The sequence below is a fragment of the Pseudomonas sp. BMS12 genome (assembly GCF_001592875.1).
Classification (GTDB): Bacteria; Pseudomonadota; Gammaproteobacteria; order Pseudomonadales; family Pseudomonadaceae; genus Aquipseudomonas.
On record NZ_LSOF01000009.1, the window covers coordinates 159,449 to 179,034 of the forward strand.

Here is a 19,586-nt window from a genome sequence, read left to right on the forward strand (position 1 = left end):
CCGGTATGAACCGTTCGCCCTTCGCCATTGCCCTGGTCGCCCTGGGCCTCGCCGCCTGCAGCCAGCAGGACCCGCAGCAGCGCACCAGCGCCGCCCTGGCCGAGGGCGTGATGCTGCCGACCTACAGCGCCTGGCAGCAGTCCAACCAGCAATTGGCCGAAAGCGCCAAGGCTTACTGTGCCGGTAGCCAGGAGCTGGGAGCCGCGCAACAGGCCTTCCTCGCCGACGTGGCCAGCTGGGCCGCCCTGCAGCCGCTACTGGTCGGCCCGCTGGCAGAAGGCAACCGTGCCTGGCAGGTGCAGTTCTGGCCAGACAAGAAGAACCTGGTGCAGCGCCAAGTCGAGGCGCTGCTCAAGAGCAAGCCGCAACTGAGCCTGGCCGACCTGGACAAGTCCAGCGTCGTGGTCCAGGGCCTCACCGCCTACGAATACGTGCTGTTCGATGCCGCCATCGACTTGTCCGACGGCGCCCAAAAGGCGCGCTACTGCCCACTGCTGACCGCCATCGGCGAGCATCAGGTGCAGCTGTCCGGCGACATCCTCAAACAGTGGCAGGCCGAGGACGGCATGCGTGCCCAGCTCAGCACCTTTCCCAACGCCCGCTACGCCGAAGCGCCAGAGGCGATGGCCGAACTGCTGCGCGCCCAGGTCAGCGCCATCGACGGCTTGAAGAAGAAACTCGGCACTGCCCTCGGCCGCCAGAGCAAAGGCGTGCCGCAACCCTACCAGGCCGAGTTCTGGCGCAGCAGCGCCAGCCTGGCCAGCCTTGCAGCCACCCTGGCCAGTGCCGAACGGGTCTGGCTCGGCGCCAACAACGATGGGGTTCGCGCCCTGCTCGGCGACGACCAGGCAGCCCTCGCCCAGAGCATCGACCAGCAATACAGCGCCACCCGCCAGCAACTGGCCGCCCTGCAGCGTCCGCTTGGCGAACTGCTGGCCGACGAGATCGGCCGCAACGAGCTGAACGCCGTCTACGACAACCTGAACAAACTGCATCGCCTGCACGAGGGCGAGCTGGCCAAGGTGCTCGGCATTCAGCTGGGCTTCAACGCGCACGATGGTGATTGAATGAAACGCAGAGCCTTTCTCGGCCTCGGCGGCCTGGCCCTGGCCGCCGGCGCACTGGGCGGCTGGCAGCTGATCGGCCATGGCCCGCAAGCCTTGCTGCTGTCGGCCCGGGACGACGCCGACGGCAATCACTACGCCGTGGGCTACCGCCTCGATGGCAGCAAGGCCTTCGCCACGCGCGTCAGCGAGCGCTGCCACGACGTGGTGCCACATCCGCACCTACCGCTGGCAGTCTTCGTCGGCCGCCGGCCCAGCCGCGAGAGCTACCTGATCGACACCCGCGACGGGCGCCTGCTGCAGACCATCGCCTCGCCCGCCGAGCGCCACTTCTATGGCCACGGCCTGTTCCACCAGAGCGGCGAGTGGTTCTACAGCACCGAAAACGACACCGCCGAGCCCGGTCGTGGCGTGCTCGGTGTCTATCGCCTGCAGGGCGAACAGTTGCAGCGGGTCGCCGAGCACAGCACTCACGGCATCGGCCCGCATCAGTTGCTGTGGCTGCCGGGTGGCGAGGAAATGGTGGTGGCCAACGGTGGTATCCGCACCGAGGCCGACAGCCGGGTGATGATGAACCTCGACGCCATGGAGCCGAGCCTGGTACTGATGCATCGCGACGGCACCCTGCGCAGCAAGGAAAGCCTGCCCGAGCAGATGAACAGTGTGCGCCATCTGGCCGTGGCCGCCGATGGCACCGTGGTATCCGGCCAGCAGTACGAGGGCGATCCGCTGGATAAGGTGCCGCTGCTGGCGATCAAGCGCCCCGGTCAGCCGTTCCAGCCCTTCCCGCTGGGGGAAGAACAGCGCGCGGCCATGAGCCAGTACACCGCCAGCCTGGCGATCCACGACGAACTGCGCCTGCTGGCGCTGACCGCGCCGCGCGGCAATCGCTTCTTCGTCTGGAACCTGGACAGCACCGAGCTGCTGCTGGACGTACCGTTGCCGGACTGCGCCGGTGTCGGCGCGGTGGCCGACGGTTTCGTGGTCACCTCCGGTCAGGGCCGCTGCCGCCTGTACCACTGCCGCGGCGAGCGCATCGTCGCCGAAGCGCTGCAGCTGCCGGCAGGGTTGTGGGACAACCACCTGCGCCTGGCCTGAAGCCTGTTTGCGAGCGGCTGCGCGCCGGAAAGGCTGCGCCGCCCTTCGGCGAGGCCTAGCACAGCCCCGGAGCGGGCCATGCCCACTGGGCAATTGCGGACTGCGTTTCCTCAGGCGTTTCCGCGCGGCCGCCCGGCCTTGCTTCCCTCTGGCTCGCCGTTCATAGCGCAGGTTTGCAGAGAGATAGCGGCTAAAGGCCAGCGCGGCGCGGCCGACCTATACTGAACTGCACGTCACACTCATGCCGGCATCACGCGGGCCTGGTGTCACCGGCTGTTCACGGCCGGGTGATAGGGATATCCGCGGTTCCGGCGCCCATCAGGGCGCCGGAGGCAATCACCCTCGAAGAGGCGCCCCTCATGTTTCTGCAGAAATCCCTGCGCGCGCAGATTCTCGCCCTGCTCGGTGGCAGCCTGGTGCTGATCCTGATCACCGCCCTGGCCTGCTTCAGCTTTCTCTCCAGCGGCATGCAGGCCTATCGCGGCCTGCTCGACGGCCCGCTACAGGCCGCCCGCCTGATCGACGTTGCCAACGTCGAATTCAAGATTCAGGTACAGGAATGGAAGAACGTCCTGCTGCGCGGCCAGGACAGCGATAGCCTGAACAAATACTGGGGCCAGTTCGAGGAGCAGGAACGCAAGGTGCAGAACACCTTGGGCGAACTGGCGCAACTGGCCGGTGAAGACGCTGCACTGAAAAGCCAGGTCGAGCGCCTGCGCAGCGAGCACCAGACCCTCGGCGCCAACTACCGCAAGGGCCGCGACGCCTTCCTCGCCGCCGGCGGCGATGCCAAGGCCGGCGATGCCGCCGTCAAAGGTATCGACCGTGCCGCCAGCGAGCAGATGACCGCACTGGTCGAACAACTGCGCAAGCAGAGCCTGGAGCAGGCCACGCAGATCAACAGCAGCGCCGAGAACACCATATTGGTCGGCACCCTGATCATGCTCGCCGCCAGCCTGGTGATCGCCCTGTTCAGCCTGTGGCTGGTCAATCGCAACCTGATCATCCCCATCCGCCACCTCATTGGCCACGTCGACCAGCTCAGCCACGGCCGCTTTGACCAGCGCGTCGAAGCCAAGCGCCAGGACGAGCTGGGCATGCTGGCCAGAGCGGCCAACACCCTGCGCGACTTCCTCGCCAGCACCACCGAAAGCCTGCGCCTGAGCAGCGGCAATCTCGACAGCGCCAGCGGCGAGCTGAACCAGATCGCCTCGCGCATGACGCTGGGCATCAACGAGCAGTTCGAGCGTACCGACCAGGTCGCCACCGCCATGCACGAGATGTCCGCCACCGCCCAGGAAGTGGCCCGCCACGCGGCCGAGGCCGCCCATGCGGCGGACGATGCCGACAACTCGGCGCGCCAGGGCGGCAAGGTCATGGAGTCGACCATCCAGACCATCACCGGCATGCGCGGCGAGATCGCCAGCACCGCCGAGGTGATCCGCCGCCTGGAGGCCGACAGCGGGCGCATCGGCAAGGTGCTGGAAGTGATCCGCGGCATCGCCGAGCAGACCAACCTGCTGGCGCTCAACGCCGCCATCGAAGCCGCCCGTGCCGGCGAACAGGGGCGCGGCTTCGCCGTGGTGGCCGACGAGGTGCGCCACCTGGCCCAGCGCACGGCCGAATCCACCGCCGAGATCAACCAGATCATCGACACGGTGCAGACCGGCGCACTGAATGCCGTGCGCGCCATCGAGAGCGGGCAGAACCGCAGCGAAGAAGGCGTGACCCAGGTCACCGAGGCCGGCGCCATGCTCGAACGCATCACCGGCGCGGTGGAGGCCATTCGCGACATGAACCGGCAGATCGCCACCGCCGCCGAGGAGCAGACTTCGGTGGCCGAGGACATCTCGCGCAACCTCACCGAAATCACCGCCATCGCCAGCTCCAACCAGGAGAACGTCGAGCGCACCCAGGCCGCCAGCCATACCCTGCGCGGCCTGTCCGGCGAACTGAGCGAAGTGACCCAGCGCCTGGGTGCCTGAAACCCCAGCAGCACAGAGTGGTCGCGAAAATGCGGCCATCTGTGCGGTTTACGCGACAATCCGTTGCGCGATAATGCACCGGCAACCTTTTGCAAATGGGATTTTTTGACTTGATCGTCAAGCGGTACTAACGTGCCCGCTTCGCCTATTCCCAGGCTTCAAATTGCCCTGCCAAGGAACCGGAATATGTTGCTCCGCCGCATGCTCATCATGCTGGGCGTCGTCGTCCTCGTGGTGCTCGCCCTCGCCGCCTACAAAGGCTTCTCCATCTACCAGCAGATCCAGATGTTCTCGGCCCCGCAGCCGGCCATTAGCGTGTCTGCCGCCACCGCCGAAGAGAAACCCTGGCAAAGCCGCCTGCCCGCCATCGGCACGCTCAAGGCCTTCCAGGGCGTTGACCTGACCGCCGAAGTGGAAGGCACCGTCAAGGAGGTGCTGTTCCAGTCCGGCGAGAAAGTGACACTGGGCCAACCGCTGCTGCAACTGGACAGCGAAGTGGAGATGGCCATCCTGGCCACCGCCGAAGCCGTGCGCAGCCTGGCCCGCGTAGAGTTCGAGCGCGGCAAGAACCTGATCACCCGCCAAGCCATATCCAAGAGCGAGTACGACCGCCTCAACGCCGAACTGCTCAAGGCCGAAGCCAGCGTGTCCCAGCTCAAGGCGCAGCTGGACAAGAAGCGCATCCTGGCGCCCTTCGCCGGCACCATCGGCATTCGCCAGGTGGACACCGGCGACTACCTGAGCCCGGGCAACCCCTTCGCCACCCTGCAGGACCTGTCGAAGCTGTACGTCGACTTCTTCCTGCCCGAGCAGGACTACCCGCAGCTGGCCATCGGTCAACAGGTGCGCATCGGCGTGGCGGCCTATCCCGGCGAGGTGTTCACCGGCGAAATCAGCGCGCTCAACCCCAAGGTCGAGGAAACCACGCGCAACGTGCAGGTCCGCGCCATGCTGCCGAACCCGGACAGCAAGCTGCTGCCGGGCATGTTTGCCAATCTGGAGGTGCTGCTGCCGGGCGAGAAGTCCCAGGTACTGGTGCCGGAAACCGCCATTACCTACACCCTGTACGGCAATTCGGTGTACGTGATCGGCGAACAGAAGGATGAACAAGACCAGGTGGTGAAGGACGACCAGGGCCAGGTGCAGCTGGTGGTCGAACGCCGCTTCGTCACCACCGGCGAGCGCCGCGACGGCCAGGTACTGGTGCTCAAGGGCCTCAAGGCCGGCGAGCAGGTGGTCACCGCCGGCCAGCTCAAGCTGGACAACGGCGCCCATGTGAAGGTGATCGACGACCAGGCGCTGAAGAACCCGACCGAACCAGCCAACGCCGCCCAGTAAGGCTCCCTGAGCCCGCTCGCCGGGCTCGCAGGACGACGCGATCCGCTGATGCACAGGCTGCCCCGCGGCAGCCAAGGAATTCGTTATGGCTTTTACAGATCCCTTTATCCGGCGCCCGGTGCTGGCCACCGTGGTCAGCCTGCTGATCATCCTGCTGGGTTTCCAGGCCTTCAGCAAGCTGGTGATCCGCCAGTACCCGCAGATGGAAAATGCCCTGATCACGGTGACCACCGCCTACCCCGGGGCCAATGCCGAGACCATCCAGGGCTACATCACCCAGCCGCTGCAGCAGAGCTTGGCCAGTGCCGAAGGCATCGACTACATGACCTCGGCCAGCCAGCAGAACCTGTCGATCATCTCGATCTACGCGCGCATCGGCGCCGACAGCGACCGCCTGTTCACCGAGCTGCTGGCCAAGGCCAACGAGGTGAAGAACCAGTTGCCGCAGGATGCCGAAGACCCGGTGTTGTCCAAGGAAGCGGCCGACGCCTCGGCGCTGATGTACGTCAGCTTCTACAGCGACGAGCTGTCCAACCCACAGATCACCGACTACCTGTCCCGAGTCATCCAGCCGAAACTGGCGACCCTGCCCGGCATGGCCGAAGCGGAAATCCTCGGCAACCAGGTGTTCGCCATGCGCCTGTGGCTGGACCCGGTAAAGATGGCCGCCTATGGAATCGCCGCGCAGGATGTGACCGACGCCGTGCAGCGCTACAACTTCCTCGCCGCCGCAGGCGAAGTGAAGGGCCAGTACGTGGTGACCAGCATCAATGCGAGCACCGACCTCAAGTCGGCCGAGGCCTTCGCCGCCATCCCGGTGAAGACCGACGGTGACAGCCGCGTGCTGATCCGCGACATCGCCCGAGTGGAAATGGGCGCGGAAAACTACGACTCGATCAGCTCGTTCGACGGCACCCCGTCCGTCTACATCGCCATCAAGGGCACGCCCAGCGCCAACCCGCTGGATGTGATCAAGCACGTGCGCGCGATCCTGCCGGAACTGGAGGCGCAACTGCCGCCAAACCTGAAGGTCTCCATCGCCTACGACGCCACCGAGTTCATCCGCGCCTCCATCGAGGAAGTGGTGAAGACCCTCGGCGAGGCGGTGCTGATCGTCATAGTCGTGGTGTTCCTGTTCCTCGGCGCCTTCCGCTCGGTGCTGATCCCGGTGATCACCATCCCGCTGTCGATGATCGGCGTGCTGTTCTTCATGCAGCTGATGGGCTACTCGATCAACCTGCTGACGCTCTTGGCCATGGTCCTGGCCATCGGCCTGGTGGTGGACGACGCCATCGTGGTGGTGGAGAACATCCATCGCCATATCGAAGAAGGCAAGACGCCGTTCGACGCCGCCATCGAAGGCGCCCGCGAGATCGCCATTCCGGTGGTGTCGATGACCATAACCCTGGCCGCGGTCTATGCCCCCATCGGTTTCCTCGAAGGCCTGACCGGCGCGTTGTTCAAGGAGTTCGCCCTGACCCTGGCCGGTGCGGTGATCATCTCCGGTATCGTCGCCCTGACCCTGTCGCCGATGATGTGCTCGCGCCTGCTGCGCCACGAGGAAAACCCCTCGGGCCTGGCGCACAAGCTGGACCAGCTCTTCGACAGGCTCAAGCGCCGCTACCAGAAGGCCCTGCACGGCACCCTCGACACCCGCCCGGTGGTGCTGGTGTTCGCGGTGATCGTCATGTGCCTGATTCCGATCATGCTCAAGTTCACCAAGAACGAGCTGGCACCGGAGGAGGACCAGGGCATCGTGTTCCTCTTCACCAACGCGCCGCAGCCGAGCAACCTGAATTACCTGAACGCCTACACCGATCAGTTCGTGAAGATCTTCAAGGAGTTCCCCGAGTACTACTCGTCGTTCCAGATCAATGGCTTCGACGGCGTGCAATCCGGTATCGGCGGCTTCCTGCTGACGCCCTGGAGCGAGCGCGAGCGCACCCAGATGGAGCTGCTGCCGATCGTCCAGGGGCGTCTCAATGATATTCCCGGCCTGCAGATATTCGGCTTCAACCTGCCGGCTCTGCCCGGCACCGGCGAAGGCCTGCCGTTCCAGTTCGTGATCAACACGCCGAACGACTACGAGTCGTTGCTGCAGGTCGCCGAACGGATCAAGCAACGCGCCATGGAGTCGGGCAAGTTCGCCTTCCTCAATGTCGATCTGGCCTTCGACAAGCCCGAGGTGGTGGTCGATATCGACCGCGAGAAGGCGGCGCAGATGGGTGTGTCCATGCAGGACCTGGGCTCGACCCTGGCCATCCTGCTCGGCGAGGGTGAAATCAACCGTTTCACCATCGACGGGCGCAGCTACAAGGTGATCGCCCAGGTCGAGCGGGCCTATCGCGACAATCCGGGTTGGCTGAGCAACTACTACGTGAAGAGCGACAGCGGTGCGATGGTACCGCTGGGCACCCTGATCAAGGTCAGTGACCGTGCCCGACCGACCAAGCTCAAGCAGTTCCAGCAGCTCAACTCGGCCATCGTCGAGGGCGTGCCCATCGTCAGCATGGGTGAAGCGGTGGACACCCTGGCGCAGATCGCCCGCGAGGAGGCGCCGCGCGGCTACGCCTTCGACTATGCCGGCTCCTCACGCCAGTACATCCAGGAGGGCAGCGCCCTGTTCGCCACCTTCGGCCTGGCCCTGGCGATCATCTTCCTGGTGCTGGCCGCACAGTTCGAGAGTTTCCGCGACCCGCTGGTGATCCTGGTCACGGTGCCGTTGTCGATCTGCGGTGCGCTGATCCCGATCTTCCTCGGCTTCTCCAGCATGAACATCTACACCCAGGTGGGCCTAGTGACGCTGATCGGCCTGATCAGCAAGCACGGCATCCTGATCGTCGAGTTCGCCAACCAGCTGCGCCACGACAAGGGCCTGTCGGTGCGCGAGGCCATCGAAGAGGCGGCCTCGATTCGCCTGCGCCCGGTACTGATGACCACTGCGGCGATGGTCTTCGGCATGGTGCCGCTGATCCTCGCCACCGGCGCCGGCGCGGTCAGCCGCTTCGACATCGGCCTGGTAATCGCCACCGGCATGTCCATCGGTACCCTGTTCACCCTGTTCGTGCTGCCCTGCGTTTACACCCTACTGGCCAAGCCGGACAAGGCTGCAGCCACAGTGCCCGCGCACTGAGGCCGGCCAACAAAAAAGCCCCGCACTTGCGGGGCTTTTTTTCACCAATCCTTCGCTTTACTGCTCGCCTTTCATGGCATGGGACAGACCGAACATCAGCAGCAGCAGGTTGTCGCCATCGGCCTCGACCGGTTTCACACCGACATGCCGGCTGGAAACCGCCGGGCATTGCTGCTCGGCACAGTGCTTGTCATCCAGTACGCGCGGGGCCGGCTCCTGCCAGGCTGCGGCGGCCAGCGCGGTAACGCTGAGCGCGCCAATGAGGAACAAACCTCGAGCGATTTCTAGCTTCATTACTACAACCTCTTGAAAGTGCTGCCAAACACCTTTTCGTAACCGTAGACCACCTGCTGCCACTCGGCAGCACTCCACGACGAATGGCGACGCAATTGACGCAGATCGTGGAGTGCAGCACCGCGCCGGGTCCAACGCCGGCGACTCTTCTCCAGATCGAGCAGAGCTACCTCCAGCGCGTCGTCGGTCACCTTCACGAACACATGCTTGGCATACAGGCAGCCATGCTGCCAGCGGGCCGAATTCATGCGGGCCAGCATGGCACCAATTTGTTGCAGCAATTGGTCGTGCCGCGCCGCATCGAGCTGCTCTCGGCCACCTGCCGCATACCAGCTCTCGATGTCCTGAAAACCATCGAGTGACTCGCTGACCAGCAGGCCTCTCCAGCCATCGGCACCTCGCTCGGTACCGCAATAGACGATCTGCGGCACGCGCACACCACGACGGGCGAGATCCAGCAACGCCTTGCGCTCGCGCAGCACGGTCGGACAACCGAAGGGATAACGCAGGCTGCGATAGATATGTCCGACCTGGCGTTTGACGTAATAAACGCTGCCGTCTTCCTCATGCAGGCGCTGTACACCACTCTCTCCACCTCGCCGGCGATTGGGTTCCTCGACCCAGTCCCCCTGACGCTGCCACCACTGCTCGAACTGGCCAGTCACACTCATGCATTTCTCCACTCTATGCCCCTACGGGGTATGCCTTGTATCGCGCCCGGTAACTACGGGTAACACGGTAACCCGAATCCTCAGCCGAAACGGCTCTAGCCCACGAGCCTGATACGCTGTACGGGTATCGATAAAAACTGCTTGCAAGTCGCATACCCATCCAATCAATCAACCAGCCCCGCCTCTTCCGAAGCCCGCAACACGACCTCGAAACGACAGCCATGGGGCGCGGCATCGCTCAGCTCGACGCTCCAGCCCTGGCTCTCGCAAATCCGCTGGACCAGCGACAATCCCAGACCAAGCCCCTCGCCCCGGGCGGCGCCACCGCGCACGAATGGCTGGAACATGGCTTCGCGCTCCGCTGCCGGAATGCCGACACCGCTGTCTTCGACCACGAAGCCTCCCGCCTGCAAGCGCAGCTCGACCCGACCACGCTCGGTGTAGTGCCAGGCATTGCGCAACAAATTGCCCAGCACCGAGCGCAGCAGGGGGGCATTGTACATTTTTTGATCAGCAAGATCGGACCGGTAGTCGAAAACCAGACCTTTGGCCTCGATAGCGGGGCGCCACTGCTCGACCAGGCTGTCGGCAATGTCACGCAAGCCGGCCTGGGGCGCCGCCACGCTGCCATCGGCGGGAGAGCGAGCCAGCAGGAGAAATGTCTGCACCAGTTCGCGCATTTCGTCGCAGGCGTTGGCGATGCGGCGCACCTGGGTCGTCGCTCGCGCATCCAGGCAGGGACTTTCCAGCAACAGTTCACAGGAGCTCGCCATCACCATCAGCGGCGTACGCAGTTCGTGGCTGACATCGCTGGTAAACAGGCGCTCACGTGTGAGGGCGCGGCGTAGCAGGCCCAGGGTGGTATCGAAGGATGCCGCCAACCGCCCCACCTCGTCCTCGGCGTAATCCGGTGCCAGCTGCGGCGCCCGATCGAGCAGTTGATCGGGGTGGCGCACCTGTTGCGACAGCCGCACCACGGGTTCGATCACCTTACGCGCCAACAACCAGCCGAGCAGACCAGCGAGCGCCAGGCTGATCAGGAAACCCACCAGCACAATGGCAAACAGCAGTTGCTCGCGTTCCTCGAACTCGCTCTGGTCCTCCATCAGCACATAGCGTCGGCCATCCACCAGGTGCACGTAGACATAGTAGGAGCGCTCATTGCGAAACAGTTCGCTGAAACCGGGCGGCAGGCTCTGCAGATCCTCACTCAGAGCGAACTCGCCCTGTCCGCCGGAGAAGTGAAATACCTGGGTCGGCTCCGGACGGTGCCGCCAGTCGTCGATGCTTTCCATCTTCAGCAGGCGGTCTAGGTCGCCGCCCAGCTCGGAGGAAATCAGGCGCTCTTCGACCAGGTGCACAGTCTCGACGATACCCACGGCAAAGGTGCCACCCACAAGTGCCGTCATCAGCACGAATGCAATGACGATGCGCCGTGACAGGCTCTGCTTAAACTCCATCGGTGCCCTCAACTAGGCGATAGCCAACGCCATGCACGGTGTGCAGCAGCGCCGTGGCAAAAGGTTTGTCGATGATCTGCCGTAGCTGGTGTACGTGGCTGCGCAGGCTGTCGCTGTCCGGGCAGTCGTCGCCCCACAGCGCCTCCTCCAGCACCTCGCGGCGCACCACATGCGGGCTTTTCTGCATCAGCAGCGCGAGCAGCTTAAGCCCCACAGGATTGAGCCTGAGCGCCTTGTCGGCGCGCCTGATTTCCAGGGTGTCGAGGTCATAGCTGAGGTCTGCCACCTGCAGCAGGCGCTTGCCGCCCCCGAGGCTGCGGCGCAGGACTGCCTCGATGCGCGCGGCCAGTTCGGAAAGTGCGAACGGCTTGACCAGGTAATCGTCGGCACCCGACTTGAACCCCTCCAAACGATCATCCAGCTGGTCGCGGGCGGTGAGCATGATCACCGGCGTGTCACTGCGCGCTTCCTCGCGCAGGCGACGGCACAGGGTATAGCCATCGATACCGGGCAGCATGATGTCCAGCACCAGCAGGTCGTAGTGCTGGCTGGTCGCCAGCTGCAGGCCGGACAGCCCGTCCTGGGCGCAATCCACCGTGTAACCCTTGATCTGCAGGTAATCGGCCATGTTGGCCAGAATGTCGCGATTGTCCTCGACCAGGAGAATACGCATGGTCTTTGATCTCGTTGTGCGGATAAGCGCAAAGATACCCCGGACCAGACAATAACCCCCGCGCAATGACGGTTTTTTCACATCGAGTTCACCAGCTATCGACATGTGGCGCAGCAAACTGCCGGGCATTCACGCCCTTAGCCCACTGATAGGTTCGCCATGCTTTCATCCCCCCGTTTCGATCGTCGCTGGTGGTACGGCCTGCCGCTGGCCGTACTGGCATTGATGCTGGTCGTCGAGCCCAGCCCGCTGGACTTCGCCCTGTCCAACCTGTTCTACGTGCCTGGGCAGGGTTTCATTGGTCGCCACAACGCCTTCCTCGAAGACATCCTGCACGACCGCGCCAAGCAGGTGTGCATTGCCATTGCCTTGCTGGCCCTGGCCGGCTTCCTGATCAGCCTACTGCCGACACCACTGCGGCCGCTGCGGCGACGGCTCGGCTATCTGGTACTGGCCATCGGTCTGTCGACCGGCATCGTCACACCGCTGAAGAAGGTCACGCAGATGCACTGCCCCTGGAGCCTGGAACAGTACGGCGGCGTCGAGCATTTCTCGCCACTGCTCGGCCCACGCGCCGCACCGGTCGAGAAACCGGGCAACTGCTGGCCCGGCGGCCACGCCGCAGCCGGGTTCGGCCTGTTCGCCCTGTTCTTCGCCCTGCGTGATCGCAAACCGCGCCTGGCCCGTGCGGCGCTGATCGGCGCCAGCACACTGGGCATCGTGTTCTCGATCTCACGCATGGCCCAGGGTGCCCACTTTCTCTCGCACAACCTGTGGACCGCAGGGCTCTGCTGGCTGATCTGCCTGGGCCTGTACGACCTCATGCTGTACCGCCCAGCAGCGCAAACCGCGGAAGAGCCTGCCCGAGCACCCGCCGAGGCGTGAACTGCAGCCATAAAAAAGCCCCGCACTTGGCGGGGCTTTTTTGACAGCTCAGGGAGCCGGTCGGCTTACATCATGCCGCCCATGCCGCCCATGCCACCCATGTCCGGCATGGCCGGAGCAGCCTTGTCTTCCGGAATGTCGGCGACCATGGCTTCGGTGGTGATCATCAGGCTGCCGATGGAAGCAGCGGCCTGCAGCGCGGAGCGGGTGACCTTGGCCGGATCGAGAATACCCATCTCGATCATGTCGCCGTACACGCCGGTAGCAGCGTTGTAGCCGTAGTTGCCGGAACCTTGCTTGACCTTGTCGACCACTACGCTCGGCTCGTCGCCGGCGTTGGCCACGATCTGACGCAGCGGGGCTTCAACAGCGCGACGCAGCAGGGCGATACCGACGTTCTGGTCGTCGTTGTCGCCTTTCAGGCCTTCGATGGCCAGCAGAGCGCGAACCAGGGCCACGCCACCGCCAGGTACCACGCCTTCTTCGACGGCTGCACGGGTCGCGTGCAGGGCGTCTTCAACGCGGGCCTTCTTCTCTTTCATCTCGACTTCGGTGCCGGCACCGACCTTGATCACGGCAACACCGCCGGCCAGCTTGGCCAGACGCTCTTGCAGCTTCTCTTTGTCGTAGTCGGAGGAAGTCTCTTCGACCTGCTTGCGGATCTGCGCAACGCGGGCTTCGATGTCAACCTGCTGGCCAGCACCGTCGATGATGGTGGTGTTTTCCTTGCTCAGCTGTACGCGCTTGGCGTTACCCAGGTGCTCCAGGGTGGCGCTTTCCAGGCTCAGGCCGACTTCTTCGGAAATCACGGTACCGCCAGTGAGGATGGCGATGTCCTGCAGCATGGCCTTGCGACGGTCGCCGAAGCCCGGGGCTTTGACGGCGGCAACTTTGACGATGCCACGCATGTTGTTGACCACCAGGGTGGCCAGGGCTTCGCCTTCCACGTCTTCAGCGACGATCAGCAGCGGACGACCGGCCTTGGCAACGGATTCCAGAACCGGCAGCAGTTCGCGGATGTTGGAGATCTTCTTGTCGACCAGCAGGATCAGCGGGCCGTCGAGCTCGGCGACCATGGTGTCCGGCTTGTTGATGAAGTAGGGGGACAGGTAGCCACGGTCGAACTGCATGCCTTCTACGACGGACAGTTCGTTTTCCAGGCCCGAGCCTTCTTCAACGGTGATCACGCCTTCTTTGCCGACTTTTTCCATGGCTTCGGCAATGATGTCGCCGATGGAGTTGTCGGAGTTGGCGGAGATGGTGCCGACCTGGGCGATGGCCTTGGTGTCGGTGCACGGCTTGGAGAGTTCTTTCAGCTGGGCAACGATGGCGATGGTGGCCTTGTCGATGCCGCGCTTCAGATCCATCGGGTTCATGCCGGCAGCTACGGCTTTCAGGCCTTCGCTGACGATGGCCTGGGCCAGAACGGTAGCGGTGGTGGTGCCGTCACCGGCAGCATCGTTGGCCTTGGACGCAACGTCCTTGACCAGCTGAGCGCCCATGTTTTCGAACTTGTCTTTCAGCTCGATTTCCTTGGCGACGGAAACGCCGTCCTTGGTGATCAGCGGAGCACCGAAGCTGCGGTCTAGGACCACGTTGCGGCCTTTCGGGCCGAGGGTCGCTTTTACCGCGTCGGCCAGGACGTTGACACCGACCAGCATCTTCTTGCGAGCGGAATCGCCGAATTTGACTTCTTTAGCAGCCATTTTGCTTGTTCCTCAATTCTTGATTAAGCGGAGATTCGCGGGGATCAGGCTTCGATGACGGCGAGGATTTCATTCTCGCCCATCACCAGCAGGTCTTCGCCGTCGACCTTGACGGTGTTGCTGCCGCTGTACGGGCCGAACACCACTTTGTCACCGACCTTGACGGCCAGGGCACGGACTTCGCCGTTGTCCAGGACCTTGCCGGCGCCCACAGCGACAATCACGCCCTGGTTCGGCTTCTCAGCGGCCGAACCCGGCAGCACGATGCCGCCAGCGGTCTTGGTTTCTTCTTCGCTGCGACGGATAACGACGCGGTCGTGCAGAGGACGAAGCTTCATTGTCGATCTCTCCTGATAGTTGTTTTCACTGGCCGGCGACTGCGCCGGCGGGTTAGGCAAAACCGGCTTGGGGCCGGACGCATCTCGCCTTGGCAAGACGCGGAAGTCTGTTCCGCCGCAGCACTGCGACAGAAACCTTGCGGTGATCGCTAGATAGGGGCGTTCAAGGGTATTTCAAGGGCGCGGGCGAAATTTTTTACGCGCCGCATACTCAATCGCGACGCTCGTACTCGCCTTCCAGCACATTGGGATGGGTCTGCCCGGAGCGGGCCTGGACGTCATCGAAGAAGGCACGCTGGCGCAGCGCCTGCTCTTGGGCACGGCGCTGCAGCTTGCCGATCAACAGGCGCCGGGTGAAGGGGAACAGGCAGAGCAGGCCGAAGATGTCGCTGATGAAGCCCGGCAACAGCAGCAGACCGCCGCCGACGGCGATCAACAGGCCTTCGAACATTTCGCCCTCGGGCATCTCGCCACGCGCCAGCTTCTCGCGGGCGCGCCAGGCGGTGGCCACCCCGGCCACGCGCAGCAGCACGCTACCGAGCAAGGCAGAGCCGATCACCAGCAGCAGGGTCGGCAGAACGCCAATCGCGCTGCCGACCTGGATCAGCACGGCCAGTTCGAGGATGGGGAACAGCAGGAAGAGAAACAGAAAAGCGCGCATTGCAGGGTCCTTGGCGGAAGAACGGCTTCCGGTAACGATGAAGTATGGGGTGTCGCGCTTAATTCAAGCTGAAGCCTGCCCAACGGTCGGCCAGACTTCGGCGCGGGCCAGCTGTACCAGGGCCTGGCGCACCGCACCCGGGTTGTTACAGGATGTTGGAAAGGGCAGCCAGTGCAGGGCCTTGCCGATGCGCAGATGGAAGCCTTCGCTGTCGATACCGACCAATTGTGCCGGCTCGTGCCGTGGCAGCCCGAGCAGTTCGACATAGTGCGCGATGGCGCTGGCGTGGTCGTCATTCATATGTTCGACCATGCTGCGCTCCGCCTCGCCGGCATGCGGATTGGCCAGGGTGACTTCTGCCAGCCAGTGAATGGCGCCAAAACCGCCGACATAGCGGCTGCGCACCGGCTTGAGGCGCCAGAAATCGAAGTCGTGCGTGCGGTGGTAGTCGCGGGCCTCGGGAAAGTAGCGGTAATAGCGCGCGGCAGCCGCTTCGATGCCCTCGGCAGCGTCGATCTGCTCGGCCTCGGCCAGAATGGTCAACCGCCCGGCGGCCTGGACATCCTCGGCACCCCGCTCACCGACCAGCAGCGAGCACTTGTTGTCTTTCTGCAGGTTATGGGTGTGCTGCGCGATGCGGCTGATGAGAATCAGCGGCCAGCCCTGCTCATCCAGGCAATAGGGCACCACCGATCCGAAAGGGAAGCCTTGTACCACTTTGGAATGAGTGGAAAGCACCCCGCGGTATTCCTTGAGCAGCAATTCTCGGGCATGCTTTGCGGCTGTTTCGCTCAATTTATGACTCCTCGCTAAGAATCCGTCGAAATAAACGGACCGGCGCCCTGCACAGTCAGCCGTAGCGCCCGCGAGGCCACCAGTAAGACCTTGAGGGGTAGTGTTATGGAACTCAAAGACAAAGTCATCATCATCACCGGCGGCTGCCAGGGCCTCGGCCGCGCCATGGGCGAATACCTGGCCGCCAAGGGCGCCAAGCTGGCCCTGGTCGACCTCAACCAGGAAAAACTCGACGAAGCCGTGGCCGCCTGCAAGGCCGCCGGCGGTGACGCCCGCGCCTACCTGTGCAACGTCGCCAACGAAGAACAGGTGACCCACATGGTCGCCCAGGTGGCCGAGGACTTCGGCGCCATCAACGGCCTGGTCAACAACGCCGGCATCCTGCGTGACGGCCTGACCATCAAGGTCAAGGACGGCGAGCTGAGCAAGATGAGCCTGGCCCAGTGGCAGTCGGTGATCGACGTCAACCTGACCGGCGTGTTCCTCTGCACCCGTGAAGTGGCGGCCAAGATGATCGAGCTGAAGAACCAGGGCGCCATCATCAACATCTCCTCCATCTCCCGTGCCGGCAACATCGGCCAGGCCAACTACTCCGCCGCCAAGGCCGGCGTCGCCGCCGACACCGTGGTCTGGGCCAAGGAACTGGCGCGTTACGGCATCCGCGTCGCTGGCGTCGCGCCTGGCTTCATCGAGACCGAGATGACCGGCAGCATGAAGCCGGAAGCCCTGGAGAAGATGACCGCCGGCATCCCGCTGCGCCGCATGGGCAAGCCGGCCGAGATCGCCCACTCGGTGGCCTACATCATGGAGAACGACTACTACACCGGGCGGATTCTGGAGCTCGACGGCGGCCTGCGCCTCTGATTGGGTTTCGATCTGCTGCGCGTCGGCCAGGCGTCGTTGGAGAAGGCCCTCGGGCTGCTCATTTACACTCAGTAAACTCCGCGCCCTCGGCCCTTCTCCGCCTAGCCTGACTCTAGCTCGCGAGATCGATCCGCCAGTCCGTAAAAAGCCCCGCATTGCGGGGCTTTTTGTTTTCTGCGGCGGTTACTTCTTGCGCAGCTTAGCGCAGTGATCCTCGGGCACATTGGCGGCGGTGTACCAGACGTAATCGGCGCTGCCAGCCGCTGGCTGCTTGCCGACTTCAGCGAGGATCAGCACGACGTTACCTTCGCCCGCGCCCAGGTCGCTCAGGTGCAGCGGCACGCCGAGGTCCTTGCGCACATGGAAGGCGCCGGCCAGCAGCATGGCCGGCTGCGGCGCGGTGGCCAGGCGCTCGGCCATGCGCCGGTCGCGTTGCTGTTGCACGGCGAGCATGGCCGGGATTTGGCTGTCCGGCAGCAGGCCGCAGTGCGACTCGCGAATGTCTTCCTGCAGTTCTTTCTGCACTGCTGGGGCAGTGGAAGCCTGGCCTGAGAGGATTGGACGCGCCTGATAGATCTGCATGATCTCGGCACGATCCAGATTGGCCGACAGCAGTGGATAAGGCTGGCGTAGCTGGTACTGCACCAGCGCGCCGTACAGCCCCCAGTCCCAGTTCGGCTGCCAGGCCAGTGCGGCGAACGCATCGGCCGGCGGCTGGCCTGCACGAGTCGCGGCCTGCACCTGTTCGACCCTGGCCTGCTGGCCGGGGTTGATCATCTCCATCAACACACTGCCCTGCGGCCGGCGCTTACCCAGCTCGCGCGACAGCCATAGCTGCAGGGCGTGGTGGTCGGGATTGTCGTGCTGCTCGCCGACCAGCACCCGCGGCGCCTGGGCCAGGCGCTCGACCAGTTGTTCCGGCGTGAGGCGCGCACCACTGGTCAGATCGAGTATCTGGCCCAGCTGGGGGTCGTCACGCCCCTCGGGCGCGATGGGCGCCGGGGGCGGCAGTACGCCAGGGGACTGGCAGGCGGCCAGCAGAACGAAAGAACTGAACAGCAGAATGCGCATGCGGTTTCCTTAACCATTGCCCCTAGGCAGAAAGCGTTCGACTCAGCGCGCCACGATCAGCGGGTGACCACGCTCAGGGTGACACTGAATCAGCACCTCCAGACCGAACACCGCCTGCAGTGGCTCGGCCTGCAGCACCGTCTCCGGCGAGCCCAGGGCATGCGGACGACCGTCCTGCAGCAGCAGGATGCGGTCGCAATAGCGCGCGGCCAGGTTGAGATCATGCAGGATCACCAGCACCGCTGCGCCCTGGCTAGCGAAGTCGCGCACCGCCTGCAGGGTGGTGTGCTGGTGCAAAGGGTCGAGGGCCGAGGTCGGCTCGTCGAGCAGCAGCACCTGCCCTGCCCTGCCCGGCCACAGCTGCGCCAGCACCCGAGCCAGATGCACGCGCTGGCGCTCGCCGCCGGACAGCGCCAGGTAGCTGCGTCCGCGCAAGTGCTGGGCATCGGCGGCATGCAGGGCGGCGTCGACTATCTCGGCGTCGCGCACCCGCCCGCTGGCGTGCGGCAGGCGGCCCATGGCAACCACCTCGGCCACCGGGAAGGCGAAGCTCAGGGTCGAACTTTGCGGCAGCACAGCCAGACGTCGTGCACGCTCCTGGCCGGGCCAGTCGCCAAGTGCCCGCCCGTCGAGCGTTACACGGCCCTCGCTGGGTTCCAGTTCGCCGCACAGTGCGCCCAGCAGGGTGCTCTTGCCGGCGCCATTGGGGCCCAGTACGCCGAGCACCTCGCCCGCGTGCAGTTGCAGGTCGACGCCCGCCAGCACGGTGCAGGGCCCTCGCCGAACGCTAAGGTTATCCGCACGCAACATCAGGCTCGCCCCCGTACCAGCAGATAAAGGAAGAACGGCGCACCGATCAGCGCCGTGACGATGCCGATCGGCAGCTCCGCCGGTGCCAGCACCAAGCGCGCCGCCAGGTCGGCCAGCAGCAGCAGGCTGGCACCGGCCAGCAGCGAGGCCGGCAGCAGCACGCGATGATCGGGCCCAACCAGCAGGCGCATCAGGTGAGGCACCACCAGGCCGATAAAGCCGATCAGGCCGGCCGCCGCCACCGCCGCGCCGACGCCCAGGGCCGTGCACAGCACCAGCTCCAGCTTGATCCGCTCGACGTTGAAGCCCAGGTGGCGGGCCTCCGACTCGCCGAGCAGCAGCGCATTCAGCGCGTCTGCCCGGCGCGGCAGCCAGATGGCCACGCCGAGGGTCACCAGCAGCAGCGGCCACAGGCGTGAATAGCTGGCACCGTTGAGGCTGCCGAGGTTCCAGAACGTCAGGCTGCGCAGAGTCGCGTCGTCGGCCAGGTAGGTGAACAGGCCGACGCCGGCACCGGACATGGCGGTCAGCGCCACGCCGGCCAGCAGCATGGTGGCGACATTGGTCTGCCCGTCGCGACGACCGAAGCGGTAGACCACGGCGGTGACCAGCAGGCCACCGGTGAATGCACAGAGCGACAGCAGATACGGCGCCAGCGCCGGCGGCAGGCCGCCCACCAGGCTGCCGCCGACGATGGCGATGGCCGCGCCCAGCGCCGCACCGCCAGCCACGCCGACCAG

At 64.7% G+C, this 19,586-nt stretch carries 18 protein-coding genes; 7 read left to right on the top strand and 11 right to left on the bottom strand.

The features are described 5' to 3' along the window. Nucleotides 1–5 precede the first annotated feature (5 nt). The 5 genes from AYB31_RS09875 to AYB31_RS09895 all read left to right on the top strand — a co-directional run bounded on the left by AYB31_RS09875 (nt 6) and on the right by AYB31_RS09895 (nt 8,618). Entirely contained in the window at nt 6–1,067 is a 1,062-nt protein-coding gene (locus AYB31_RS09875; RefSeq protein WP_068828162.1) for an imelysin family protein, read from the top strand. Continuing rightward, complete coding sequence (locus AYB31_RS09880; protein ID WP_068828165.1) at nt 1,068–2,162, top strand: DUF1513 domain-containing protein; 1,095 nt, start codon at nt 1,068–1,070, stop codon at nt 2,160–2,162. A gap of 941 nt (nt 2,163–3,103) precedes the next feature. Continuing rightward, nucleotides 3,104–4,147 (top strand): methyl-accepting chemotaxis protein, encoded by a 1,044-nt coding sequence (locus AYB31_RS22280; RefSeq protein WP_442961804.1) that lies wholly within the window; start codon nt 3,104–3,106, stop codon nt 4,145–4,147. A gap of 186 nt (nt 4,148–4,333) precedes the next feature. Further along, nucleotides 4,334–5,485: an efflux RND transporter periplasmic adaptor subunit gene (locus AYB31_RS09890; protein WP_068828169.1), complete on the top strand. Its 1,152-nt coding sequence runs from the start codon at nt 4,334–4,336 to the stop codon at nt 5,483–5,485. Between the two features lie 85 nt (nt 5,486–5,570). Beyond that, nucleotides 5,571–8,618: a multidrug efflux RND transporter permease subunit gene (locus AYB31_RS09895; protein WP_068828173.1), complete on the top strand. Its 3,048-nt coding sequence runs from the start codon at nt 5,571–5,573 to the stop codon at nt 8,616–8,618. 57 nt (nt 8,619–8,675) lie between these two features. Here AYB31_RS09895 and AYB31_RS09900 read toward each other — a convergent pair whose 3' ends face one another. The 4 genes from AYB31_RS09900 to AYB31_RS09915 form a co-directional block, all read right to left on the bottom strand. Then, nucleotides 8,676–8,912: a hypothetical protein gene (locus tag AYB31_RS09900; RefSeq protein ID WP_068828175.1), complete on the bottom strand. Its 237-nt coding sequence runs from the start codon at nt 8,910–8,912 to the stop codon at nt 8,676–8,678. A 2-nt stretch (nt 8,913–8,914) separates the two neighbouring features. Continuing rightward, entirely contained in the window at nt 8,915–9,583 is a 669-nt protein-coding gene (locus AYB31_RS09905) for a lipopolysaccharide kinase InaA family protein (protein ID WP_068828177.1), read from the bottom strand. A gap of 164 nt (nt 9,584–9,747) precedes the next feature. After that, a complete protein-coding gene (locus AYB31_RS09910; protein WP_068828179.1) occupies nt 9,748–11,043 on the bottom strand; it encodes a sensor histidine kinase in 1,296 nt (431 codons plus the stop codon). Next, the gene (locus AYB31_RS09915) at nt 11,033–11,716 is read right to left on the bottom strand and encodes a response regulator transcription factor (protein ID WP_068828181.1); all 684 of its coding nucleotides are present in this window, start codon (nt 11,714–11,716) and stop codon (nt 11,033–11,035) included. The genes AYB31_RS09910 and AYB31_RS09915 overlap by 11 nt, the downstream gene beginning before the upstream one ends. 159 nt (nt 11,717–11,875) lie before the next feature. On the opposite strand from AYB31_RS09915, the gene AYB31_RS09920 reads away from it, so the two are divergent. Next, nucleotides 11,876–12,601, top strand: a complete 726-nt coding sequence (locus tag AYB31_RS09920; RefSeq protein ID WP_068828183.1) for a phosphatase PAP2 family protein — start codon at nt 11,876–11,878, stop codon at nt 12,599–12,601. Nucleotides 12,602–12,666: 65 nt separating this feature from the next. Here AYB31_RS09920 and groL read toward each other — a convergent pair whose 3' ends face one another. The 4 genes from groL to AYB31_RS09940 all read right to left on the bottom strand — a co-directional run bounded on the left by groL (nt 12,667) and on the right by AYB31_RS09940 (nt 16,101). Next, entirely contained in the window at nt 12,667–14,307 is a 1,641-nt protein-coding gene (gene groL / locus AYB31_RS09925; RefSeq protein WP_068828185.1) for a chaperonin GroEL, read from the bottom strand. Nucleotides 14,308–14,351: 44 nt separating this feature from the next. After that, nucleotides 14,352–14,645, bottom strand: coding sequence for a co-chaperone GroES (locus AYB31_RS09930; RefSeq protein WP_068828188.1), 294 nt, complete (start codon nt 14,643–14,645; stop codon nt 14,352–14,354). 211 nt (nt 14,646–14,856) lie between these two features. Next, nucleotides 14,857–15,306, bottom strand: a complete 450-nt coding sequence (locus tag AYB31_RS09935) for an FxsA family protein (RefSeq protein WP_068828190.1) — start codon at nt 15,304–15,306, stop codon at nt 14,857–14,859. Nucleotides 15,307–15,369: 63 nt separating this feature from the next. Next, the gene (locus tag AYB31_RS09940; RefSeq protein WP_068828192.1) at nt 15,370–16,101 is read right to left on the bottom strand and encodes a HugZ family pyridoxamine 5'-phosphate oxidase; all 732 of its coding nucleotides are present in this window, start codon (nt 16,099–16,101) and stop codon (nt 15,370–15,372) included. Nucleotides 16,102–16,206: 105 nt separating this feature from the next. On the opposite strand from AYB31_RS09940, the gene AYB31_RS09945 reads away from it, so the two are divergent. Continuing rightward, entirely contained in the window at nt 16,207–16,965 is a 759-nt protein-coding gene (locus AYB31_RS09945; protein WP_068828194.1) for an SDR family oxidoreductase, read from the top strand. A gap of 183 nt (nt 16,966–17,148) precedes the next feature. On the opposite strand, the gene AYB31_RS09950 is transcribed toward AYB31_RS09945, so the two are convergent. The 3 genes from AYB31_RS09950 to AYB31_RS09960 form a co-directional block, all read right to left on the bottom strand. Further along, nucleotides 17,149–18,036 (bottom strand): ChaN family lipoprotein, encoded by an 888-nt coding sequence (locus AYB31_RS09950; protein WP_068828196.1) that lies wholly within the window; start codon nt 18,034–18,036, stop codon nt 17,149–17,151. 42 nt (nt 18,037–18,078) lie between these two features. Continuing rightward, on the bottom strand, nt 18,079–18,846 hold the full coding sequence (locus AYB31_RS09955; RefSeq protein ID WP_068828198.1) for a heme ABC transporter ATP-binding protein: 768 nt from the start codon (nt 18,844–18,846) through the stop codon (nt 18,079–18,081). Further along, the coding region (locus AYB31_RS09960; RefSeq protein WP_236715531.1) for a FecCD family ABC transporter permease at nt 18,846–19,586 on the bottom strand (741 nt) is incomplete at its 5' end. The genes AYB31_RS09955 and AYB31_RS09960, both read right to left, overlap by 1 nt.